Consider the following 24269-nt stretch of genomic DNA (forward strand, 5'->3'; position numbering starts at 1 on the left):
ACAAAGTGAATGCGCCAGAGTTGCGAAGCAACTGTAAAGCGAAGCTTTAAGATTCGAGGTTTACCCTGAGCGGTGCCGAAGGGAATCCTGGTGGAGTCACAAAGTGAATGCGCCAGAGTTGCGAAGCTTTGAGATTCGGGGTCTATCCTGAGTATTTCGACTGCGCTCATTACAAGCTTTGTCGAAGGGAATCCTAGTGGAGTCACAAATTTTTACAGCGCAGTTTTTACAGCTTCGACCGTTTTTTTGGAATTGCCAATAAATATCTTGTCGTTAATGATTATTACAGGCCGACTTAAAAAAGTATAATGGTCTAAGATATAATGCTTATAGTCTTTCTCACTTAAATCTTGATTTTTTAAATCCATTTCCTTGTATAGCTTAGAGCGTTTGCTAAAAAGGGCTTCGTAACTTCCAGCAAGAGTTTTCATTACTTCTAATTGTTTTACGGTTATCGCTTGGGTTTTAATATCTTGCAATATAAATTCTGAAGGAAGGTCAAGCGCTTTTAAAATTCTAATGCAGGTACTACAGGTTTTTAAATAATATACTTTTTTCATCTGTTAATGTTTATTTGCTTTTCAAAGGGGACACTTCACTTCAACGGGGCTCAGTGACCACGACTGCGCTCAGCACAGGTATGTAGTGCCTAAGTCACCATTTGATATGGTTGGTTTATTTTGCGGAGTCGTTATACTTTTTTGGGTTGGCGTCCGAACATTTGATAAAGCATTTCATACGAAATTCAGTTTCTAAAATACAAATTAAAGCTATATTTATCGAAAAATAAAGATTATGAATTTTACGTTTGAAGTATTAAATAATACACGTCGTTTTTTTAAAAAATATATTGAAAACACCTCGCTCGAGGATTTAAATAAAATACCAGAAGGATTTAATAATAATATCATTTGGAACATAGGGCATATTGTTGTGACCGAGCAGTTATTGGCCTACAAACTATCTGGATTACCACTTATGATAAGCGATTCGCTTGTTGTAAATTATATGAAGGGAACACGGCCAGAGAGAACGGTTACACAGGCAGAAGTAGATGAAATCAAAACCCTTTTGTTTTCAACAATAGAACGAACGCAAAAAGATTATAAGGATAAGGCCTTTATAAACTTTAAAGAGTACACGGTCTCTACTACGGGAAATACATTAACAAATATTGAAGAAGCGTTACAGTTTATACTGTTTCATGAAGGCATGCATTTAGGATATGTTATGGCATTAGTGAGAGCCGTTAAAAACTAAAAGAGCATTTATTTGGGTATAGGGAATAGTAAACTCAATGATACCGCTGGAGTAAGGAGCTATTTCGTAGGTGTTATAGAGCAAAATAAGGCCATCTTCACTATAGCCTATATTTGCAGGTAAGGTAAATGTTTGGTCGCTAAACAAAAGCGTTTTGTCCTTAACGGCATTATTAAAATAGGTTTTAGCAACAGACTTAAAAGCTGCCTCGTTTTTAAATAATTGGGTGTTGGTAATGCGCTCTCCCGTTTTAGCATTAAAGTTTAATATACTAATGGTTAAATTACCATGGGCGCCACCAGTATTGGTGTAACTTGTAATAGCTATGCTTATAATGTCTTTAGATTCAAACATCACATCACCATCAATTTGAGCTTCCCATAATTGATTAGCCTCAGGAAAGTCGTTTTTAAAGGATTCAAATTCTTGGGAGAAGGCAGTAATGCTTTCTTTAATGGATGCACTGGTTATGTTATCTGGATCGCCTATATGTAGAGCTGCTATTGCGACTCGTTGAATTTCTGAGTTTATTAGGTTTGAAATGTCTTTATTTCCACTAGCATTTGGAAGGTTTACGGAAACTATAGAGTTGTTGTTTGTTGTAAAGGAAATTTCAGAAAAGGTAATATTAACTTCTTTTTTACAAGCCATAGCAATAAAAATGAAACTAATGATTAAAAGGGACTTTTTATTGTACATCATCTTTAGTCTAAATAATAGATGTACCCAACATTAAGCCATAGCAACCAATCGTTAAACTTGTTATAGTTTAGTTTGTGGTTAAAGCCATCTACCCAATCGTTAAAATAGAGCTGCCAACGCAAATCCAGTAGTAAATCCGATAGTACCCCAATTTTGTAGCGCACCCCAACACTGGTGACCATAGACCAATCGGAAATGGGACTGGTGTTAATAGGGTATTCGCGCTCACTCTCGGGAACTCCAGCAGGTAGCGGAGGTAAAAGAGATGGGTTTTCGTACCAATACGAATAGATGTTGCTGCCATTAAAAACATTGCCATCGCCATAAGTGGTACTGGCTTGGGGGTGGGATGAGGTATAATGTATGCCCAAGCTTATATAAGGTGCCAATAAATAGCTGAAAGCCTGAAAAGATCTAATACTTCTGGGGAAATATTCAATTTGTGTGCCAATATCAAAGTTTTCCGCAACACCATGGTGGGCTCTTAATTTATTGGCGTTTGCAGAGGTGTATTTGGGTTTTACCCATTCACCGTGATGGTCTAAGACTGTATAGTTCCAGGATATTTCGTTTCGCAGTTTAAAATGGTCATTAAAATAGGTATCGGTAGAATAACAATTACAATCTGCCCGATATGCAAAGTTAATATAATGCACAATACCAATACCAATACCAGAGTTGCCAAGGTTGGTAGCTTCATCAAAACGACTTCCAAAATCTGCCCTAAATTCAACAGGACCAGCAATAACGCCTATTTCATGGGAAAACCCTAATTGCGGAAATGCCGTTTTGCCGAAAACAACCAGGAAAAAAACTGTAAAAAGAAGTTTTGAGTTAAGCATAGGGTCGGCATTGCTTTTGGGGAATTATACTAACAAATATATGAAAACCCCTTTAACATTCAAATGTTTGTATAATTGTCTATGGTTTATAAATAAATCTTATTACGAAATTCAAAAAAAAACAATATAAATTTTAAAGATAATGTATATTTGTGCTCTAAAATTACATATTTTACAAACACAATTCAATTTTTAAGTAAATGAAACATCCATGACTAAAAATTTTATACACAGCAAAATGATTAAGTGGATGTTACATGTGACCATTAAAAAACAATAAATAAAAACACATGAAAGAAATAATTGAAGGGTTTATGGACCTGGTTAAAGAACGTAACGGGCACGAGCCTGAGTTCTTGCAAGCTGTTGAAGAAGTGGCTGAAACAGTAATTCCTTATATTGTTCAACACGACATTTATCATGGTAAGAACATATTGTTACGTATGGCAGAACCAGAGCGTGCTATAACGTTTAGAGTTTGTTGGGTTGATGACTCTGGTGAGATCCAGGTGAATAGGGGGTATCGAATCCAGATGAATTCTGCAATAGGGCCATATAAAGGCGGGTTGCGTTTTCACCCAACAGTTAATATGAGTATTTTAAAGTTCCTGGCTTTTGAGCAGGTTTTCAAGAATAGCTTAACCACCTTGCCAATGGGTGGGGGCAAGGGCGGAAGTGATTTCGATCCTAAAGGTAAAAGTGATAATGAGATCATGCGTTTTTGCCATGCTTTTATGAGTGAACTATTTAGGCATATAGGTCCAAATACAGACATACCAGCAGGCGATATAGGAGTTGGAGCCCGAGAAATAGGATTCCTTTTCGGTATGTACAAGAAGCTAAGAAATGAGTTTACTGGAGTTTTAACAGGAAAAGGCATGTCTTGGGGAGGGTCTTTAATTAGACCAGAAGCTACTGGGTATGGTACCGTATATTTTGCACAAAACATGTTGGAAGTAAAAGGAGATAGCTTTGAAGGTAAAAAGGTTGTTATTTCTGGTTCGGGTAACGTAGCACAATTTGCGGCCGAAAAAGCATTGCAATTAGGAGCTAAGGTGCTTACTTTATCAGATTCTTCAGGGTATATTTATGATGAAGATGGTATAGACGCAGATAAATTAAAATATGTCATGCATCTTAAAAATGAAGAAAGAGGTAGGATAAGTGAATATGTTAATGAATATCCTAATGCCAAATTCGTTAAGGGTAAAACACCTTGGGAAATAAAATGTGATATTGCCCTGCCGTGTGCTACACAAAATGAGTTGAATGAAGAAGATGCCCAAACATTGATAGACAATGGTTGTATTTGTATTAGTGAAGGCGCTAATATGCCTTCAACTAAAGAAGCGGTACATACATTCCATAAGGCAAAGATCTTATTTGCGCCAGGAAAAGCTTCTAATGCGGGTGGTGTCGCGACCTCTGGATTAGAGATGACACAAAACTCTTTAAGGTACAAATGGACCAGGGAAGAAGTGGATAATAAACTAAAAGAAATCATGGCCGATATCCATCAATCTTGTATCGAATACGGTACAGAGGAAGACGGATATATAGACTATGTTAAAGGCGCTAATATAGCTGGCTTTGTTAAAGTTGCAGATGCTATGTTGGCACAAGGAATTGTTTAATTTTAAGGTTAATTAAGTTTGAGAGCCTCCTTAATTTAAGGAGGTTTTTTTATATGATTTAAATCCATAATGCGTTATATGTAAACGTATTTCCTTAGTAAAATTTGAGTTATGTTTATAAAGCATAAAAAAATCAAGTATTTTTGACCAACGAAAAGAAATTATGTGTAGAAGAATAGTTTTACTTGTATGTATGGTAATGCCTTTTTTGGGGGCTGCTCAAGATTTTTCAAGCCTATGGGAAGGACATTTTTCATATAATAAGGTATCCCAAGTGGTAAAAGGGGGAAACAAAATATACGCTGCTACCGAAAATGCTATTTTTAGTTACGATACCCAAACCAACGAATTAGAAACCATAACAACAATAAATGGACTTTCTGGGCAAACCATTTCTACAATTAGTTATAGTGAAGCTTATGAACTCTTAATTATTGGCTATATAAATGGGCTCATTGAAATACGTTTTGATAACGACGATGAAGTCCTTTCGGTAGTCGATATTATTGAAAAGCCAACAATATTGCCGGCCAATAGAGGGGTCAACCATTTTAATATTCAAAATAATTTGGTTTATATCGCTACCGATTATGGTATATCTGTATACGACTTAGATCGTTTAGAGTTTGGCGATACCTATTTTATAGGTGATAGCGGAGAGCAGATACAAGTAAGTCAAACCGCTATTTTGGGTGATTATATCTATGCCTCTTGCTTAGGAGGATATGGTATTAGAAAAGCGTTACATGCCAATTCAAATATCATCGACTATAACAATTGGCAAACGATTACAACAGGTAATTTTGTAGCTATCGAAACAGCTTTTGACCAACTATATACCATAAGCACAAACAGACGAATTTATAGTATAACGAATGATGTTCTAACCGAACGGTTTTTATATCCTAGCCTACCGGATGACATGAAATTTAATGATGGTAATTTAATCGTTACTACAAAAGATAATGTGTTTGTTTACGACAATAACTTCAGTTCAATAGCTCAGGTTTCTCAAGATGTTACCTTTCCAACTAATTTTACATCCGCAATAACAGATTTAGATTATATATATGTTGGAACAACCGATTATGGAGTATTAAAAACCTTATTGTTAAGTCCAAATTCCTTTGAAGAAATAAGACCGGATGGGCCTTTATTGAATAGTCCTTTTGCCTTACAGGCAGAGCCAAATGGACTTTGGGTGACTTATGGGGCACATGATGTATTTTTGAACCCATTCCCTTTAAATGGTCGTGGCCTTAGTCATTTAAAAGAGGGTGAATGGATTAACACGCCTTTTAGTGAATTGTTAGGCGCTAGGGAATTGAAAGCCATTGTAATTAACCCGTCTAATAATAACCAGGTGTTTATTGGTTCTTATATTGATGGATTATTAGAAATTAATGATGAAGTTGCAACTGCTTTATATGATGAAAATAACAGTGGCTTAGACGATGCGTTTTTTCCGAGTTTGCCAGATTATACTGGGGATGTTAGATTGTCCAATGCCGTTTTTGATAATACAGGTTTGTTATGGACGCTAACCAATTTTGTAGATCCTGCCATAAAAACTTATAATCCATCAAGTAACACCTGGAAATCTTATAGTATAGAAGCGGCGGTGGAAAAGGATAACAATGGTTATACCGATTTGGTAATTGCCAATGATGGCACAAAGTGGATAGCAACATACGAATATGGTTTGGCGGCGTTTAACGAAAATAATAGTGGGCAACCCGTTAAGGCCATAAATGAAGAAGACGGCAATTTGCCCACAAATTATATTACAGCGTTGGCTTTGGATGCAAGAGGGGCCTTATGGATAGGAACCTTTAAGGGACTTCGGGTATTATATAACACGTCTGGTTTTTTTGCCGATGACTCTGTCCAAACCAACGAAATTATTATTCTAGAAGATGGTATTGCCAAGGAACTACTGTTCCAACAACAAATTACAGATATTAAAGTAGATGGCTCCAATAACAAATGGGTAGGAACCGGTAACTCAGGAGTATTTTATTTCTCTTCAGATGGCCAAGAAACCATTTTTCATTTCACAACCGATAATTCACCTTTACCATCTAATGCTATTACAGATATTTCCATAGATAATACCAATGGTATTGTTTATATGGCAACAGACAGAGGTTTGGTTGCTTTTAAGTCTGGAGGTTCAAGTCCGTTTGAAGATCTAGAAAGTGCCTATGTGTATCCAAATCCAGTAAGGCCTAAATTTGATATTGTAGAACAGAAAGTTAAAATAAAGGATATTTCAGAAAATGTAAACATTAAAATTACCGATATTGAAGGGAATTTAGTGGCCGAGGCACAATCAAGAAACAATTTGCGTTACAATGGGTACAATCTTGAAATTGATGGAGGTACAGCCTATTGGAATGGTAAAAACCTAGCTAACAATGTGGTGGCCTCTGGGGTTTATCTTATCATGCTTTCAGACTTAGATACTTTCGAAACCAAGGTTTTAAAATTAATGGTTGTTAGGTAATGCTAGTTTCTACAAAAGCCATTGTTTTATCTAAACTTAAATACCGTGACAACGATTTAATCGTTAAATGCTACACCGAAAAGTTAGGGGTTGTTAGTGTGCTTTTGCGCAATGTGTTGCGTAGTAAAAAAGGGAGTGCAAAAGTGGCTTATTTTCAGTTATTGTCCCAATTGGATATTGTAATGCAATATAAGGAAAATAGGTCGTTACAAGCTATAAATGAGGTTAAAACAAGTTACATGTATGCTTCTGTTCATGCCAATGTGTTTAAGAGTGCCATTGCGATGTTTCTTGCCGAAATTCTATCCAATGCCTTACAGGAAGAGGAGGAAAATAAAATATTGTTTAGTTATCTGGAAGCCACCTTACAATGGCTCGATACAAACTCAGAATATGCAAACTTTCACTTGCTTTTTCTATTGAAACTTACCAAGTACCTAGGCTTTTATCCAGGCGGGTATACCACAGGCTATGGGTTTTTTAATTTACAGGAAGGAAAATTTGTTTCAAGGGCAGAACATATACATACCATTTCGGGCGAAAATATAGTGCTTTTAAAACAGCTTTTAGGCACGACATTTGATGCAATAAACACAGTAAAAATTAATGCAAAGCAAAGGCAATCCTTTTTAAATATGATTTTGCGGTATTTTGAGTTACATTTGGGAAGTTTTAAACACCCCAGGTCATTACAGATTTTCAACCAAGTTTTTAGTTAAAACATGAAGTTCCATCTTAATATATTTTTCTTTTTATTAATAACTGGAGTCTTGCAAGCGCAGCAAATAAAAGTTCTCAACCAAATAACCCAAGAGCCTGTTTATGGGGTTGCCATTTATAATGCTGATAAATCAAAAAGTATTATAACCAATTTTAAGGGAGAGGCATCATTAGACCGGTTTTCCAATTCAGAATTAATCTATTTTCAGCATTTAACCCATGTGTTAAAAGTGTTGGTTAAAGGGGATATCAATAAAAGTGGTGTGGTTTATTTAGAATTGAATACCCAAGGTCTGGAAGAGATAGTGGTTTCGGCTTCTAAATTCGAGCAGAATAAGCGTGACATACCTCAAAAAATTGTTAGTATAAATGCGGAAAACGTAGCATTTGTGAATCCGCAAACCAGTGCCGATTTATTAGGTAGTACAGGACAAATATTTGTGCAAAAAAGTCAGTTGGGTGGTGGTAGTCCCATGATTAGAGGGTTTTCAACCAATAGATTGCTCATTACTGTTGATGGCGTAAGAATGAACAATGCTATTTTTAGGGGAGGGAATTTGCACAATGTTATTTCCGTAGACCCTTTTGCGGTGCAGCGTACAGAGGTGACTTTAGGGGCTGGTTCTGTTATTTACGGTAGCGATGCCATAGGGGGAGTGATGAGTTTTTATTCGGCAAAACCACAATTGTCCTATCGTGATTCACTATTGTTAAAATCTAATGCAGTTGTGAGATATGCTTCGGCCAATAATGAAAATACCGGTCACTTCGATTTTAATTTGGGCTATAAAAAATGGGCGTTTCTTACAAGTATAAGCTATACCGATTTTGATGATTTAAGAATGGGTAAGTATGGTCCCGATGAATATTTAAGGCCAGAGTTTGTGATACGGGTTAATGATGAGGACCGTATGGTGCAAAGTAGCGATCCTTTAGTTCAAAAATATACAGGGTATAACCAAATTAATGTATTACAAAAGGCACGTTTTGAAGCAACCAAAGATCTAAGCTTCGATTTAGGCCTGCATTATACATCTAGTTCTAATATTCCAAGGTACGATCGTTTAATTAGATATAGAGGCGATAACCTACGTTCTGCAGAGTGGCACTATGGCCCACAAAAATGGTTTATGTCCAATCTACAAGTGACTAAACTTAGTAGCGGTTCTAATTTTTATGATAAAATAAAGGCTACATTCGCCTATCAAAACTTTCAAGAAAGCAGGGTAGATAGAGACTTTCAATCTAGCTTAAGAAACAGAAGGGAAGAAGCTGTAGATGCCTACTCGGTCAATTTTGATTTTGAAAAAAGACTAAGTTTGAAAACAGAATTCTTTTATGGTGCAGAGTATGTATATAACAAAGTACACTCTAGCGGACGTGAAGAAAATATTGAGACCAATACATTTTCTAAGGATGTTTCTAGATACCCTAATGGAGCTACATGGCAATCGGCGGCAGTATACACTAGTTTAAAATATAAACCCAATGTTAAGTTTGTATTTCAATCTGGGTTGCGCTTTAACCATATCGTTTCCAAAGCAAACTTTAAAGAGAATAATGTCTTTCTGAATTTACCTTTCGAGTCCTCTGAAAATAAATCTGGGGCATTAACAGGTATGGCAGGTATCACTTGGATGCCAAGCTCAGTTTTAGAATGGCGTTTAAATGCCTCGTCTGCATTTAGGGCACCAAATATTGATGATATTGGGAAAGTTTTCGATTCAGAGCCAGGTGCTGTAGTGGTGCCTAACGAAAATTTAAAACCAGAATATGCCTATGGAGGGGAATTAGGTGTTAAACTGCATTTTAAAAATGTGGTTTTAGATATGAGTTCCTACTATACTTATTTGGATAATGCATTAGTGCGCAGAGGTTTTAGCTTAAATGGCGAAACCCAAATTGATTATGATGGTGAATTGAGTGATGTTCAGGCCATTCAAAATGCTTCAAAAGCCTGGATTTATGGCTTTGAAATAGGTCTTGATGCGCAATTAACGAGAACCCTTAAGTTAAAATCACAGTACAGTATTATTGGTGGTACCGAAGAGAATGATGGTGTTGAGGTGCCCGTAAGGCATGTGGTACCAAGTTTTGGTAATGCGCATTTAATTTGGGCGCCAAATAATTTTAAGGTTGATGCATTTGTAAACTACAATGGTGAATTTTCTTTTGATGAATTAACACCTTCCGAAGCTAAGAAAGATTATATCTATGCTTCAGATGCCAATGGGAATCCATATTCTCCCTCCTGGTATACATTAAATTTACGCGCTCAGTATCAGTTAAGCGATGCTTTGGTTCTAATAGCGAGTATAGAGAATATTGCAGACAAGCGTTACCGCACTTATTCTTCAGGAATAACTGCTGCTGGAAGAAATTATATACTGTCTTTAAAGTATAGTATTTAAGCATTCTGAATGTGTATGGCGGATGTTGCTAGGTGGAATTGTATCCCAGTTCAAATTCACTTGACTTTTATAATGTCATTTATATTGGTAGTGTAGCGTGGCGATAGCCGTTCTTGTCTCATCTTCCAGGTACGTTTTAAATCTTGGTTGCCCAGTTTAATTTTGTAATCGGCATATTTTTTATTTAAATGATCTATAGCTTGCATTAATGGCTTATGCTTAGGGTTTTCGCTCTGGAATAATTGTAACTGGTGGTTATTGGTAGGTACTAAGCCCATAACAATAACACCTGCACGTTTGTATTTTATGCCGGGTTTGAAAATTGCCGTAACGGCTTCAACAGCACAATGACTTATAACAAGAGAAGAATCTGTTGGGGACGGTAGGTTAACTGCTTTACTTGCTTTATGTTGCTCTACGTCTTTTTTATGTCGGTCACTACTTAGCATAACATAAACTACATGGCAACTGGAGCCTTGTTTGCGTAGTTTTTCGGCACAGCTGGAGGCAAAAGTGGAAATGCGTTCCTTTATATAATTAAGGTCACTATAGGTGTAATCGAAACTTCGGGTAGTTGCAATAGCGCGCTTTGTTTTAATTTCATCTAGCTTTAAGGTAGGAATGCCTTCTAAATCTTTTTTCAGTTTCCATTCGGTAATAGAAAAGGATTTGCGTACCCAATTATCAGGCAGTTGAACAAAATCGTAAGCTGTTTTACAGCCTTTGGCTTTCAATCTTTTATTCAAGCCATTACCTATGCCCCAAACGTCTTCAACGGCGATCCATTTTAGGGCTTTAATGCGTTTTTCTTCAGTATCAATAACATAAACGCCCTTAGTTTCCTTTGGAAATTTTCTAGCAATTTTATTGGCTACTTTACTCAGTGCTTTGGTTGGTGCAATGCCAACACAGGTGGGGATGCCCGTCCATGTTAAAATGCGTTGCCTAATTTGGGTGCCGTAATCGTTAAAGTTGTAATGGTCGAAGCCCTTAAATGCTACAAAAGCTTCATCAATGCTGTATGTTTCAACATCGGGGGTGAATTGCGTTAATATGGACATTACCCGACTGCTCATATCGCCATAAAGCGGATAGTTAGATGAGAAAACCTCGATATGGTTAGCTTTACAGAATTCTTCCCATTTAAAAATAGGGGCTCCCATTGGTAAGCCCAATGCTTTGGCTTCATCACTTCGCGAGATAACACAGCCATCATTATTGGAAAGAATAGCGATAGGCTTTCCCTGTAAATTAGGGTTAAAAGCACGCTCGCATGAAGCATAAAAATTATTACAATCTACTAGAGCAAACATAGTAGGTAAAGATACAAAGACCTTTATGGATTTTAAAGCCTTGAAGGTTTAAAAAGTTATGTCTTTTTCATATTCCAAAATATCACAAGGTTGGCAATCTAGAGCTATACAGATGGCTTCAAGTGTTGAAAATCGAATAGCTTTTGCCTTTCCTGATTTTAAAATGGAAAGGTTAGCTTCGGTTATACCAATAAGCCCCGCTAATTCTTTGCTTTTCATTTTGCGTTTGGCGAGCATTATGTCAAGATTTACAATTATTGGCATGGGTTAGATAGTTAGATCGTTTTCTTGTTTCAATTCATTAGCAGAACTTAGTACTTCACTTAATACTTGAAAGAATAAGCCAATTGCAATCCAAATAAAGTTTAATTGAAAGTTGTATTCATGCTTGTAATGATTCGTAAACCCACCGCTATGGTATGTCGTGTAATTGTAATCAATGGGGATGCAAGAAGATATAATAAATCCAAATCCAATTAAAATTAAATATTTTCCAATTTTATTAAACAAATTAATAACCATATTGTCAAAAATCTTTAACTCTAAAAAGAATAAAATGATTTTACGAAAAAGATATAGGCAATACACTAAAGCCAAATACACTAAATACTTTAAAAGATAGGAAAAGATTAGTCCAGCTCCAATGTTTGTATATTCTTTGCCTTTGTATTCAAGACCTTCAGAATTTATTGTAATTATGACGGCAAAGGCAACAATTGGTGATATAGTAATTAAAATAATATTTAAGTAATAAATGATATCAGTAATTAGTTTAAGTAACTTTAATTTTTTCATGTATAATTATTGTTTAACAATAACAAATGTATTTATAATTATTGAAAAACAATAAATAATTATTTATAAAAGATAATATTTGGTTTTCAAATTAGTCGTTTCTTGCCCTTAAGATACTAAATGTTTAAACCAATAACTTCCCAAATTTGACTATTGGAAGTGTAGTTTTTTAATGGCTTAAAACCAACCGCTTTATGTGCATTGAGAGATCTTGTGTTTTTAATGTCCACTTCGGTTATAATAGCCTTGAAGTCGTTTTTTAGTTCTTGTGCCATAAATTGATATAGGCCTCTAAAGACACCTTGGCCCCTTGCGGTTTTATCGATGCATATTTGTCCCATAATAACATAACTTAAGTGTTTAGGGATAACCGATTCAATTTCATTAAACATAGGAATTAAAACAGGAATTTTTACTTTAAAGTCTGTGGTCATACATAGTGCATATCCTATAACCTTGCCATTGTATTTAGCAATAATATGGGGGCAGGCATCATTCATTTGTTTAAGGAGTTCAAAGCTGTGTGTAACCGTAACAAAACCTTCGGTTTCCTTTTCGATATTGGCTAGGTTTTGAGGCAAGTTGCTTTGTTGCAGCTCTAAGATTTGGTTTAATTCTTGAGCAGTTTTGACCCTTTGGTATAAGATATTGGTCTTTTGCATGTACAATTGTTGTTTCTAACAAGCTAACATATTCATAAAGATAGGGATTTTATATACATTTGTTTTATGGATAAATTTCCAAAAAACCTCCAACATAAGCTTGACGAACGAAAGGTGGCCAATGCCTTAAGGCAGTTAAATAAACCATCTGGTTTGGTAGATTTTTCGTCTAATGATTATTTGGGTTTGGCGAAGTCTAAAGACCTTTTTGAACAAACACACAATTATTTAATTCATCATAATATTGCCCAAAATGGGGCTACGGGATCCCGATTGCTTTCGGGAAACCATCCGCTGTATTCTGTTTTAGAAGCGGCATTTTGTGAGTTCCATAAAAGTGAAGCCGCTTTGGTGTTCAATTCGGGTTACGATGCTAATGTGGGGCTTTTTTCAAGCGTGCCACAACGCGGTGATATTATTCTATACGATGAATACATTCATGCCTCCATTCGCGATGGTATAAAATTGTCGAATGCCCAGGCTTATAAGTTTAAGCATAACGATTTGGATGATTTAGGCCGTCACCTTAAGCGAAGGCGAGAAGTTTTAAAAGACCATACAATATATGTTGCTACAGAATCGGTTTTCTCAATGGATGGGGACACGCCCAACCTGATTAAGCTTGTTGAGCTGTGCAAAGCCTATGGAGCCTTTGTTATAGTGGATGAAGCTCATGCCGTTGGTGTTTTTGGAGCAAACGGTTGCGGAATAGTTCAAGAACTAGGACTGGAACAGGATGTTTTTGCTAGGCTCATTACATTTGGAAAAGCCCTAGGTTGTCATGGCGCAGTTATTTTAGGAAGTGAAGACCTAAAGCAATATTTGGTTAATTTTTCGCGAAGTTTTATTTATACAACCGCTTTGCCTCCGCATAGTTTGGCGACGATCCAAATGGCTTATAATATGCTTGTCAATCTGGGTAAAAAAGGTGGGGCTCAAGTTCAAAAGCTACACCAAAACATTGCGTTTTTTAAAGCTGAAATTAACAGGCTTCAATTTAACCTTTTTCCTTTAGGGAGAGTGCCCCAAGGGCAATTAGGGTTTATTGAGAGCCATTCGGCAATCCATTGCTGTGTGGTTTCAGGAAATGATACCGTAAAATTGATCGCTGCGAAACTTCAGGAACACGGATTTGATGTAAAGCCCATATTATCGCCCACAGTGCCCAAAGGAGAAGAACGTTTACGTTTTTGTTTGCATGCGTTTAATTCTGAACAGGAAATTTCGGAAGTCTTAAAAGTGTTAGCTACTTTTGTAGCGTAAAAGTCATTGCAAACGAAGTAAAAAGCAATCTGTTTTTTTGAAAAGATTGTCACGTCGCTTTGGCTCCACGCTATGATAGATAATCAATGAAACAACAAACATATTTTATTACCGGAATAGGAACCGATGTGGGCAAAACTATAGTTTCGGCCATACTAACCGAAGCCTTGGAAGCCGATTATTGGAAACCCGTACAAGCGGGGGATCTGGATCATAGCGACACCCATAAGGTGCAGGCTTTAATATCGAATAGCAAATCGGTTTTCCACCCTAATAGTTACGCGTTAAAAACGCCAATGAGTCCCCATGCGGCAGCAGAGATAGACGGTTTAACTATCGATTTAAAAACTATTAAAACTCCCGAAACTAAAAACCATTTGGTGATAGAAGGGGCTGGCGGTCTATTGGTGCCATTAAACGATTCGCAAACGGTTTTGGATATTATAAAGCCTGCTTATAAGGTTGTTGTAGTATCTCGTCATTATTTAGGAAGCATTAACCATACACTTTTAACGGTTAACTTGTTAAAGGAAAAAGGTTTTGATGTTTCCATTGTTTTTAATGGAAAAGAACACCCAACCACAGAATCTATTATTAAGAAGATGACAAAGGTCCCAGTTATAGGGCGTATAGATGAGGAACCTTATTTCGATAAAAACGTAGTAAAGGAATATGCTGAAGCTTTTAAGGAAAATCTTTAGCTATTGTTCCTGCATAGGCAGGAATCCAGATAAGGTATTTAATAATTAAAAAGATTTCTGCTTACGCAGGAATGATGAAATATGACACTAAACGAACGCGATAAAAAACACCTTTGGCACCCATTAACGCAGCATAAGCTGCACCCAGATGCCATTGCCATTACAAAAGCTAAAGGCTGTGTGTTAACCGATGAAAACGGAAATGAATATATCGATGCCATTGCGTCTTGGTACACCTGCATGTATGGGCATTGTAACGATTATATTACCAGTAGGGTGGCCACTCAAATGCAACAATTGGATCAGGTGGTTTTTAGTGGGTTTACCCACGAACCAGCAATAAAACTATCTGAAGCACTAATTAACATACTGCCAAGTAACCAAAATAAAATCTTTTTTAGCGATAATGGTTCCACCAGTGTAGAGATAGGGGTGAAGATGGCATTACAGTACCATTTTAACAATGGAGAAAAACGAAATATATTAATTGCTTTTGAAGAAGGTTTTCATGGCGATACCTTTGGGGCTATGAGCGTGTCCGGACTGTCGGTATATAATGGCCCTTTCGAAGATTTCTTTTTAGAGGTAAAACGCATTCCAACACCAAACGGAACAAATCATGATGCCATATTAAAAACTCTAAAAAATATTAAAGAAAACCATAAAGTGGCCGGGTTTGTTTATGAACCTTTGGTACAAGGTGCGGCGGCGATGAAGATGCATAATGCTGAAGGTTTAAACACTATTTTAAATTTTTGCAGGCAAAATAATATTGTTACTATTGCCGATGAGGTAATGACGGGTTTTGGAAAAACTGGACGTTATTTCGCATCAGATTATATGGAAACCAAACCAGATATTATGTGTTTGAGTAAAGCCTTAACGGGAGGTTTGTTGCCCATGGCACTAACGACATGTTCACAGCATATTTATGATGCCTTTTATAGTGACGATATTAGTAAGGGGCTTTTTCATGGGCATACCTACTCGGCCAATCCATTGGCTTGTACTGCTGCTTTGGCTGGTGTAGCGTTGTTGCAATCTAAAGACATTCAAAATAATATAAAACGCGTTATAAAAGCTCATCAAGCGTTTAATGAACGTATTAAAACGCATCCAAAAGTAAAATCTACAAGGCAGTTGGGTGTTATTTTTGCATTGGATTTAAATGTTGAAATGGAGCGGTATGGCAATTTACGAGATAAACTGTTTAAATTTTTTATGGACAAAGGGGTGTTTTTAAGACCTTTGGGAAGCACAATATACATTCAGGCTCCTTATGTGATTTCAGAAAAACAATTAGAGAAAGTCTATAAAACTATTGAAGAAGCTTTGTCAATAGTGTAAATTTGCAAGCTTAAGGTCAACCTTGAACTGTTATACTTTTTTGCTAAAGAGCTGTTTTTAGGTTACATGACAAAAACTATGCAAAAACCAATCTCAATAACCGCATTAGCATCGATTTCACCATTAGGTAAATCATTACAAGAATCTTGGGCTAGCTATCAAAATAACCGTCATTGTTTTATTGAAAAGCGAGTGCTAAAAACACCTGTTTTTGTTGCGGAGCTTACTAAAGAAGCACAACAGGATATCACATTGTTACGACAATCTGATGCCAAGTACAAATCGCTGGACGATACCGTTTTATACGCCATTTATGCATCAAGGCAAGCTGTAGAACAAGCAGGCTGGAAGGCATCTGATAATTTTGGTATAAACATTGGGTCTTCGCGAGGCGCTACGGGACTTTTTGAAACCTATCACGAAGATTTTTTAAAGAAGCATAAAGCAAAAACCTTAAGCTCCCCAACAACTACTTTAGGGAACATATCGTCTTGGGTAGCACACGATTTACAAACCCAAGGCCCAGAGATTAGTCATTCCATTACCTGTTCTACGGCATTGCACGCGGTGTTAAATGGCATTGCCTGGATAAACTCGGGAATGTGCAATCAATTTTTGGTAGGTGGTAGTGAAGCACCGTTAACACCATTTACCATTGCCCAAATGCAGGCGTTAAAGATTTATTCAAAACAGGACTCGTCAGGTCGAGCGCAGTCGAGACCTTATGGTGCCATACGAGATGACATAGACTACCCTTGCCGTGCTTTGGACTTTGGTAAAAAGCAAAACACCATGGTTTTGGGCGAAGGTGCATCTATGGCTTGTTTGGAAGCAGGTATTAAGTCCAATGCCTTGGCTGTTATTAAAGGCTATGGCTATGCGACCGAAATATTGGAACACAACATATCCATTTCCAGTGATGCCCAATGTTTTCAGCGTTCTATGGCAATGGCTATGGCCGATACACCTCCCGATGAGGTTGACGCCGTGGTTATGCATGCTCCCGGAACCATAAAAGGAGATATATCTGAGTATAACGCCATAAAAAAAGTGTTCTGTAACAAAATGCCAAGTTTAACTACTAATAAATGGAAAGTAGGTCACAGCTTTGGTGCTTCGGGACTTTTAAGTATGGAATTGGCGGTTTTAATGTTACAACACCAACAATTCATCAATGTTCCTTTTTACGCTCAAAAGCCAACCAAGCAATTGAAAAATATACTGGTTAACGCCGTAGGGTTTGGTGGTAATGCTGTTAGCATTTTACTTTCAAGAGAATGACAAGTTTATCTCTTTAGGATTTTATTTAAAATGGCTTCACACAATCGATGGGTCTCCAAAATATCTTCAATATTTTGATTGTTAAATGTATTTTCATCTAGAACGCTTAACCAATTTTCAATTAGATCCTCAAATCCTCTTTTGTATAAGGTAGGTGTCCAATTGTCAAATGTTAAATGCGTTTTGGCTTCATTGTGAAAGTGATAGCCAGCATCCAATTCGTTAATCACCCATTTATGGCCATGGGTAAAATATTCCAAGCGCTCTTCGGTAATACCATTAACGCGGTTCATAGTCCCATATAAAAGCGTGTTGCCTTGTTGCCATTGGACATTGATGCTAAGTAATTGACCTTTATCCATATGCGAAAAGACTTGTAAATTTTCAACTTTTCCATTAGCTAAAAAACGTAAGCTATCTACAACATGGATAAAATCATCCAATACAAAAACCCTGGGATCTGCAGGAAGATTAACCCTATTTTTTTGCCAATGTACCTGTAGGGGCTGCGCTTTTTTTTTCAATGCTGAAATTAACGGGGCAAACCTACGGTTAAACCCAACATAAAGCGGCGTTTGGATTTGTATAGCCAGATTTAGAAGTTCTTCGGTCTCGCTTAGAGTATAACAAATGGGCTTGTCTACAAAAACGGGTATACCGGCAATTAAAAGGGATTTTATAATGGTATAATGGCTTTCTGTAGCCGTATGAACCATAGCGGCATCGGGGAGACTTTTAATAAGTGTATCGACATTTGTATAATACTCTGCAATTCGATATTTGTTAGCCAATGTTTTTAAAACGGCCTCATTTCTGGTGCAAAGAACAGGTGTTACTTTAGCGTGGTTTGCCATGATGGGGAGGTATGCTTTTTGAGCGATACCGCCCAGACCTATTAATGCTATTCGCTTTTTTAGTGTGTTAGTCATGCTTCAAATTTAAACGTTTCATGTTAAATTAATAGTTTTTATCTTTAGCTATCTTAGGCATAATACTTACTTTTGCTAAAAATTATCTGAGCATGATCGAAACAAGACATAACTGGACCAAAGAAGAAATTCTGGAGATATACAACAAACCTTTTATGGAATTGCTTTATGATGCTGCTACAGCACACAGGTTGCACCACGACCCTAATGTGGTTCAGGTAAGCACTTTGTTGTCCATTAAAACGGGAGGGTGCTCGGAAGACTGTGGCTATTGTCCGCAAGCAGCACGTTACCATACCAATATAGAAGGTAATGATCTCATGTCTGTACAACAAGTGAAAGCCCAAGCCCTAAGAGCCAAAGAAAGCGGAAGCTCCAGAGTATGTATGGGAGCTGCCTGGCGTAATGTAAAAGATGGTGAAGAGTTCGATCAGGTACTTGAAATGGTACGTTCTATAAACAAATTGGATATGGAAGTGTGCTGTACTTTAGGCATGCTTACAGAAAATCAGGCTAAGCGTTTGGCCGAAGCTGGACTGTATGCTTACAACCATAATTTAGACTCATCGGAAGAATATTATAAAGAAGTAATTTCTACAAGGGGATTTCAAGACCGTTTGGATACTATAGATAACGTACGTAAAACAAATGTAACGGTATGTAGTGGTGGTATTATTGGAATGGGGGAGAAGGTTGAAGACCGAGCAGGGATGCTAGTGGCCTTGTCTACATTAAACCCACAGCCCGAATCGGTGCCCATTAATGCTTTGGTTGCGGTAGAAGGTACACCATTGGAAGATCAAGAACCTGTATCTATTTGGGATATGGTACGCATGGTAGCAACGACACGTATTGTGATGCCAGAAACTCAGGTACGTTTAAGTGCAGGGCGTACCCAAATGACCCGTGAAGGACAGGCCATGTGCTTTTTTGCGGGGGCCAACTCCATTTTTGCGGGTGATAAATTGCTAACCACACCTAATCCTGATGTTAATGAAGACATGAAAATGTTTGAATTGCTAGGGTTAAATCCACAAAAGCCATTTACTAAAAAGGTACAACCCCAGACGGTTGAAGCCAAAGATTCCCAATACCAAGATTTGGGTGAAAAGCCAAAGTGGACACGTCCAGACCATACTATTGAACGTAACGAAGCGGCTAAGCAAAAAGCTAAAACCCTTAAATAAGTTGTGTTTCCGCTTTTGAGGTAATGAAAGCTTGCAATTAAAATATATCGGAAAACCCGAAACATTTTGGTGGCTGAGGTTCTCGAAGTCACTAAAAGGATAACACCAAAATGCTATTTTAAGTTAAATAACCTTTTCTTAACTTTGACGATCTAAATTCTAAGGCTTGTGTCGTTAAACCTACAGGACATTCCGCGTGTTAAGACCATTACGAAGGCGGATTTTTTAAAGCACTATTTTAAACCACAAATACCTGTGGTTATTGAACGTTTTATTGAAGATTGGCCCGCCTATTCCAAGTGGAGTTTAGATTATATGAAAGCCACAGCGGGTGATAAAACGGTGCCGCTTTACGACGATAGACCAGTTGATTATAAAGATGGGTTTAACGAGCCGCATGCCAAGATGAAGATGGGAGATTATGTAGACCTGCTAAAAAGTGAGCCTACAAAATACCGGATCTTTCTTTGGAATATTTTAAAGGAAGTGCCTCAGCTTCAAAATGATTTCTCGTATCCCGATTTTGGCTTGCGGCTCATGAAAGGGTTGCCCATGTTGTTTTTTGGCGGAATGGATTCCTATACTTTCATGCATTACGATATTGATTTGGCCAATATTTTTCATTTTCATTTTGAAGGCCAAAAACAATGTATTTTGTTCGACCAAAAACAAAATGACTATTTGTATAAAATACCACATTCACTTATTACCAGGGAAGACATTGATTTTAATAACCCAGACTTTGATAAATGGCCGGCATTAAAGCAGGCCAAAGGGTGGATTTGCGAACTTAACCACGGCGAGGTGTTATACATGCCAGAAGGGTATTGGCACTACATGCGTTATGTAACGCCTGGTTTTTCAATGAGTTTGCGTGCTATTGCCAGAAATCCACAAAATTTGGGAAAGGCTATTTATAATGTGTTCATTATGCGATCTCTAGATAATGCGATGCGCAGGGTTAAAGGTCAAAAATGGATAGATTGGAAAAATGAGCAGGCTATCTTGAGAACACACAAAAGAACAGCTATTTAATAAGTTCGTTAACTTTTTCGTAAACCAAATGGGACTCCCAGCCACGGTATATTAAATAGTCGGCCAGTTTCTTTTTTTTCTTCAAAACATTGGTTTCCTTAATCGTTATAGCATGTTTTTCTGCTAAATTGTTAAAGGTTTCCAAGTAAGTCCCATCGTCTATTTCATTAATGGCAATATCGATATTGCGTTTTGATATATCCTTTTGCTTTAATTCTAAAACTAAACGCCTTTTTCCCCAATTCTTTATGCTAAATTTACCTTGGACATAAGTTTTGGCATATCGTTCTTCGTTTAAGAAGTTCTGCTCTATTAAATGAACAAGAATAACGTCTATGGCTTCTGGTATCATGCCCATATCTATTAGCTTTTGCCTAACTTCCTTATGGCAACGTTCTTGATAGGCGCAATAATGTTCTAGCTTTTTAGTGGCTTCCTCTACGGTTTGTACTTTTCTTTGATGCATAAGCCAAAAATATGAACAAATTAAGAAATATGGATCGTTTTTTAGTTAATCAATTTTTAGGTTGAAATACTTGTTTCACAGGTTAATGTGTTTATTTTATAGGATAATTAGTAAAAGTTTTGTATATTAACCCGACCTAATTGCCAAAATTTTAACCTTATTCTATGTTTAAACATAATTTCATAGCAGCGTTTTGCCTATGTTCTTTATCGATTTTTCATGGGCAAAGTATTTTCACCAACGATATAACAGGGACCAACCCCAATCAAGACAATCCATTTACTACAGGACAAACCTACGATAGTAATATTACCGTTTCTGGTATTAGTCGGGGACCTGGTATAACTGGTGTAAATACAAACGATCGTTATAATGCTGAGGATTGGGGACTTTTGTTTAACTCTAATGATTATTTTGAATTTACCTTAACTCCAAATGATTGTTATGAAATCGACTTTGTAAGCTTAGTATTTAATGGGCAAAGCTCGCTTCTGGGGCCTGATGTTATTGAGGTTAGAAGTAGTATAGATAGCTATGCTACCTATATTGGGTCAACAATAAGTTTACCATTGGGGGTTGAGACCGAATCAACAATAGATTTAACTTCATCTGAATTTCAAAATATTAGTGCTGCCATAACTTTTAGAATCTATGCGTATGGGACTCTTAGTGGTTCTACCACATTTAGCATTAATGATTTTACATTTAACGGAGTTGTTTCTCCCATAGTTACATCTACATGGGGAGGTTCGTCTTGGGATAATGGTACACCAGATAGTTCTACCACTGTTATAATTGATGGGGATTATGATACTGGAGATGATGGTAACTTTAGTGCCTGTAGCCTAACTGTCAACACTGGTTCTACACTTACTGTAAGTGGCTCCACTTATGTAGAAGTTGAAAACAATATTGTTGTAGATGGTAATATATTAGTAAGATCTCAGGGGGCTGTCGTTCAAAATAATGACCTCGCAACAGTAACGGAGAATGGAACCATTACAGTCCAAAAAGAAACGGCACCAATTAACAACTGGTATGAATATACAAATTGGAGTTCTCCGGTGTCGGGAGAAACAATAGGTTCTGCATTAAGTGATTCGCAACCCGGTAGACGATTTCTTTTTAATGCTCAAAATTATTTGGATGCGACCAAAGAAACGAACAATGATAACTCAACTGTTGCAGGGCAAGATGATGTTGACGATAATGGCAACGATTGGCAAAAGGTAACAGACGCAACAGTTATGACGCCGGGGGTTGGCTACATCAGTACACATTCAAAAATGTTGTTTGAGTCAATGATGTCATGGCCTCCTTATCGATTCACCTATGAATTTTCAGGTCCCTTTAATAATGGTAGCATATCGGTTCCTATATATAGAAATGATTCCGAATTAAATGATAATAACTGGAATTTGATAGGAAATCCATATCCTTCAGCTATTGATGCAGATTTACTCCTAGCTTCAAATAGCTCAATTGATGGAGCCATTTATATTTGGTCCCATAATTCGCCCCTATCGGCAACCAATAATGGTAATCAGTATTATAATTTTAGTATTTCAGATTACGCCGTTATAAATGAAAGCTCTGAAACAGCAGGAGGGGATGCCATTACTCCCAATCGGGTTGTACCCTCTTGTCAAAGTTTCTTTATATCCTATTCAAATTCGGGAACGGTAGTTAGTACGAATGGAAATGTCAAAGAAGGTACTGTAACCTTTACTAATAGTATGCGGATTAAAGGAACATCAGATAACAGTCAGTTTTTTAAAAGTGCCAATACAAAAAAGCAGCCAAAAAATACCCTTAAAAATAAATTATGGATTAATTTAACATCAGATAATGGGGTGTTCAGTCAAATATCTATTGGATATGTAGATGGTGCTACCAAACATGACGATGGCATGCGCTTTGATGCAGCCAAAGTTGTTGTATCTAAGGGCTCAGCAGTATTGTTTTCAACCATAAAGGGTTCGAATAAAAAATTTGCTATTCAAGGAAAAAATCCAAAGGATTTAACACCTAATGAAAAAATCCAGTTAGGATTTTCTACAGCTATTAAGGTGCCAACATTATATACCTTATCCATTCCTAAGCTTCAAGGGGCATTTTTGGAAGACAATACCATGTATTTGAAAGATAAGGAGTTAAAAATAATTCATAACCTAACGGCTTCCGGTTATACATTTACTTCAGATGTTGGGGAATTCAACAACCGATTTGAGATAGTATTTAAGTCTACGGATGATTTAGGGAAGGGCAATGAGCATCTAGTACAAATTTCAGGAATGAATAGGGATGTGGTTACCTTTTCAGCAGCTCAAGAGGTAACTATTAAATCGATATTGATTTATGATTTTTTAGGAAACCTAACCTATCATTTAAAAGGAAATAGTAGTTTGGAAACCTATAGGCTTTCTAAACTAAAGCCTAATACCATATATGTTGCTAAAATAGAATTGTCAGGAGGCATGGTAGTTGCTAAAAAAATCGTTAAGAAATAGTATGGTTTAAAACCTGTTGCTTGCTAAATTATTTTGTGTATTTTTATTGGGTTATTTTTAAGGGACAATAAATCATGCAACTATACGCATCAAAACATTTAACGTTTTTTACGCCAGAAGAGACTATTGGTTTAGGTGCGGTGTATTTAGATGCAGGTATCTCTGCTGGATTTCCTTCACCTGCCGATGACTTTAAAGAAGAGCGATTGTCTTTAGATCGCGAACTTATTAAAAATAAGGAAGCTACTTTTTTCGCCCGTGTTTCAGGACAATCCATGATCAATGCCGGACTGGATGACAATGACCTATTGGTTATAGATCGTAGTTTAGCCCCAGAACATAATAAAATAGCCGTTTGCTTTTTAGACGGCGAGTTTACGGTAAAGCGCCTAAAAGTTCAAGCCAATGGCGTTTGGTTGCAACCCGAAAACGATAACTACCACCCTATAAAAATTACCGAGGATAATCACTTTATTATTTGGGGAATCGTTACCAATGTGATTAAAAAAGTTTACTGAATTTACTTACAACTACTTCATATTTAACATTTTAGCATTGTTTTTTTTATTAAATTAACAAACATATGATAGAATCTGTTGTCTGTGTGCAAAATGCTGTTGTTTATATATTTTTTTTCTAGCGGCTGTTAAAAATTAATACTTTAAATTTTTAAAACAAACTCGAAATAAATAACTAACTCAAAAT

General features: G+C 36.8%; 22 protein-coding genes. 13 read left to right on the forward strand and 9 right to left on the reverse strand.

The annotated features are described in order from the left end of the window. Positions 1 to 212 precede the first annotated feature (212 nt). Positions 213 to 560 (reverse strand): arsenate reductase family protein, encoded by a 348-nt coding sequence (locus tag MR062_RS08770; protein ID WP_242203777.1) that lies wholly within the window; start codon positions 558 to 560, stop codon positions 213 to 215. A gap of 235 nt (positions 561 to 795) precedes the next feature. Here MR062_RS08770 and MR062_RS08775 point away from each other — a divergent pair, with 235 nt between their 5' ends. Then, positions 796 to 1260 (forward strand): DinB family protein, encoded by a 465-nt coding sequence (locus MR062_RS08775; protein ID WP_242203778.1) that lies wholly within the window; start codon positions 796 to 798, stop codon positions 1258 to 1260. Here the strand turns inward: MR062_RS08775 and MR062_RS08780 are convergent. Both MR062_RS08780 and MR062_RS08785 read right to left on the reverse strand, forming a co-directional pair. After that, entirely contained in the window at positions 1237 to 1962 is a 726-nt protein-coding gene (locus MR062_RS08780) for a DUF3298 and DUF4163 domain-containing protein (RefSeq protein WP_242203779.1), read from the reverse strand. The genes MR062_RS08775 and MR062_RS08780 overlap by 24 nt on opposite strands. Positions 1963 to 1964: 2 nt before the next feature. Further along, positions 1965 to 2804 (reverse strand): THC0290_0291 family protein, encoded by an 840-nt coding sequence (locus tag MR062_RS08785; protein WP_242203780.1) that lies wholly within the window; start codon positions 2802 to 2804, stop codon positions 1965 to 1967. Positions 2805 to 3094: 290 nt separating this feature from the next. Here MR062_RS08785 and gdhA point away from each other — a divergent pair, with 290 nt between their 5' ends. The 4 genes from gdhA to MR062_RS08805 all read left to right on the forward strand — a co-directional run bounded on the left by gdhA (position 3095) and on the right by MR062_RS08805 (position 10075). Then, positions 3095 to 4438, forward strand: coding sequence for an NADP-specific glutamate dehydrogenase (gdhA, locus tag MR062_RS08790; protein WP_242203781.1), 1344 nt, complete (start codon positions 3095 to 3097; stop codon positions 4436 to 4438). A gap of 163 nt (positions 4439 to 4601) precedes the next feature. Further along, entirely contained in the window at positions 4602 to 6944 is a 2343-nt protein-coding gene (gene porZ / locus MR062_RS08795) for a type IX secretion system anionic LPS delivery protein PorZ (protein ID WP_242203782.1), read from the forward strand. Further along, positions 6944 to 7663 carry a DNA repair protein RecO gene (gene recO, locus MR062_RS08800; RefSeq protein ID WP_242203783.1) on the forward strand — a complete coding sequence of 240 codons (720 nt, stop codon included), beginning with the start codon at positions 6944 to 6946 and terminating at the stop codon, positions 7661 to 7663. The genes porZ and recO overlap by 1 nt, the downstream gene beginning before the upstream one ends. 3 nt (positions 7664 to 7666) lie before the next feature. Continuing rightward, positions 7667 to 10075 (forward strand): TonB-dependent receptor, encoded by a 2409-nt coding sequence (locus MR062_RS08805; RefSeq protein WP_242203784.1) that lies wholly within the window; start codon positions 7667 to 7669, stop codon positions 10073 to 10075. 56 nt (positions 10076 to 10131) lie between these two features. On the opposite strand, the gene MR062_RS08810 is transcribed toward MR062_RS08805, so the two are convergent. The 4 genes from MR062_RS08810 to MR062_RS08825 all read right to left on the reverse strand — a co-directional run bounded on the left by MR062_RS08810 (position 10132) and on the right by MR062_RS08825 (position 12845). Beyond that, on the reverse strand, positions 10132 to 11388 hold the full coding sequence (locus MR062_RS08810) for a Y-family DNA polymerase (protein WP_242203785.1): 1257 nt from the start codon (positions 11386 to 11388) through the stop codon (positions 10132 to 10134). A gap of 48 nt (positions 11389 to 11436) precedes the next feature. Then, the gene (locus MR062_RS08815; protein ID WP_242203786.1) at positions 11437 to 11652 is read right to left on the reverse strand and encodes a helix-turn-helix domain-containing protein; all 216 of its coding nucleotides are present in this window, start codon (positions 11650 to 11652) and stop codon (positions 11437 to 11439) included. Between the two features lie 3 nt (positions 11653 to 11655). Then, a complete protein-coding gene (locus MR062_RS08820; RefSeq protein ID WP_242203787.1) occupies positions 11656 to 12183 on the reverse strand; it encodes a DUF2975 domain-containing protein in 528 nt (175 codons plus the stop codon). Positions 12184 to 12299: 116 nt separating this feature from the next. Then, positions 12300 to 12845 carry a GNAT family N-acetyltransferase gene (locus MR062_RS08825; RefSeq protein ID WP_242203788.1) on the reverse strand — a complete coding sequence of 182 codons (546 nt, stop codon included), beginning with the start codon at positions 12843 to 12845 and terminating at the stop codon, positions 12300 to 12302. A 66-nt stretch (positions 12846 to 12911) separates the two neighbouring features. Between MR062_RS08825 and MR062_RS08830 the strand changes: the two genes are divergently transcribed. From MR062_RS08830 to MR062_RS08845, 4 genes are all read left to right on the forward strand, one after another. After that, positions 12912 to 14108, forward strand: coding sequence for an aminotransferase class I/II-fold pyridoxal phosphate-dependent enzyme (locus tag MR062_RS08830; protein WP_242203789.1), 1197 nt, complete (start codon positions 12912 to 12914; stop codon positions 14106 to 14108). A gap of 86 nt (positions 14109 to 14194) precedes the next feature. Beyond that, positions 14195 to 14809 (forward strand): dethiobiotin synthase, encoded by a 615-nt coding sequence (bioD, locus tag MR062_RS08835; RefSeq protein ID WP_242203790.1) that lies wholly within the window; start codon positions 14195 to 14197, stop codon positions 14807 to 14809. Between the two features lie 81 nt (positions 14810 to 14890). Next, positions 14891 to 16156, forward strand: a complete 1266-nt coding sequence (gene bioA / locus MR062_RS08840; protein ID WP_242203791.1) for an adenosylmethionine--8-amino-7-oxononanoate transaminase — start codon at positions 14891 to 14893, stop codon at positions 16154 to 16156. 78 nt (positions 16157 to 16234) lie between these two features. After that, complete coding sequence (locus MR062_RS08845) at positions 16235 to 17437, forward strand: beta-ketoacyl synthase N-terminal-like domain-containing protein (protein ID WP_242203792.1); 1203 nt, start codon at positions 16235 to 16237, stop codon at positions 17435 to 17437. A 5-nt stretch (positions 17438 to 17442) separates the two neighbouring features. On the opposite strand, the gene MR062_RS08850 is transcribed toward MR062_RS08845, so the two are convergent. Continuing rightward, the gene (locus MR062_RS08850; protein WP_242203793.1) at positions 17443 to 18366 is read right to left on the reverse strand and encodes a Gfo/Idh/MocA family protein; all 924 of its coding nucleotides are present in this window, start codon (positions 18364 to 18366) and stop codon (positions 17443 to 17445) included. Between the two features lie 92 nt (positions 18367 to 18458). On the opposite strand from MR062_RS08850, the gene bioB reads away from it, so the two are divergent. After that, positions 18459 to 19553 carry a biotin synthase BioB gene (gene bioB, locus MR062_RS08855; RefSeq protein WP_242203794.1) on the forward strand — a complete coding sequence of 365 codons (1095 nt, stop codon included), beginning with the start codon at positions 18459 to 18461 and terminating at the stop codon, positions 19551 to 19553. Positions 19554 to 19721: 168 nt separating this feature from the next. Beyond that, positions 19722 to 20588 carry a cupin-like domain-containing protein gene (locus MR062_RS08860; RefSeq protein WP_242203795.1) on the forward strand — a complete coding sequence of 289 codons (867 nt, stop codon included), beginning with the start codon at positions 19722 to 19724 and terminating at the stop codon, positions 20586 to 20588. Here the strand turns inward: MR062_RS08860 and MR062_RS08865 are convergent. Next, entirely contained in the window at positions 20581 to 21054 is a 474-nt protein-coding gene (locus tag MR062_RS08865; protein ID WP_242203796.1) for a regulatory protein RecX, read from the reverse strand. The two genes, MR062_RS08860 and MR062_RS08865, sit on opposite strands and share 8 nt — an antisense overlap. Before the next feature lie 164 nt (positions 21055 to 21218). On the opposite strand from MR062_RS08865, the gene MR062_RS08870 reads away from it, so the two are divergent. Both MR062_RS08870 and MR062_RS08875 read left to right on the forward strand, forming a co-directional pair. Then, a complete protein-coding gene (locus tag MR062_RS08870) occupies positions 21219 to 23564 on the forward strand; it encodes a hypothetical protein (RefSeq protein WP_242203797.1) in 2346 nt (781 codons plus the stop codon). 74 nt (positions 23565 to 23638) lie between these two features. Next, positions 23639 to 24082 carry a LexA family protein gene (locus MR062_RS08875; RefSeq protein WP_242203798.1) on the forward strand — a complete coding sequence of 148 codons (444 nt, stop codon included), beginning with the start codon at positions 23639 to 23641 and terminating at the stop codon, positions 24080 to 24082. The last annotated feature ends 187 nt before the right edge of the window (positions 24083 to 24269 follow it).

The organism is Aestuariivivens insulae (genome assembly GCF_022662195.1).
Classification (GTDB): Bacteria; Bacteroidota; Bacteroidia; order Flavobacteriales; family Flavobacteriaceae; genus Aestuariivivens; species Aestuariivivens insulae.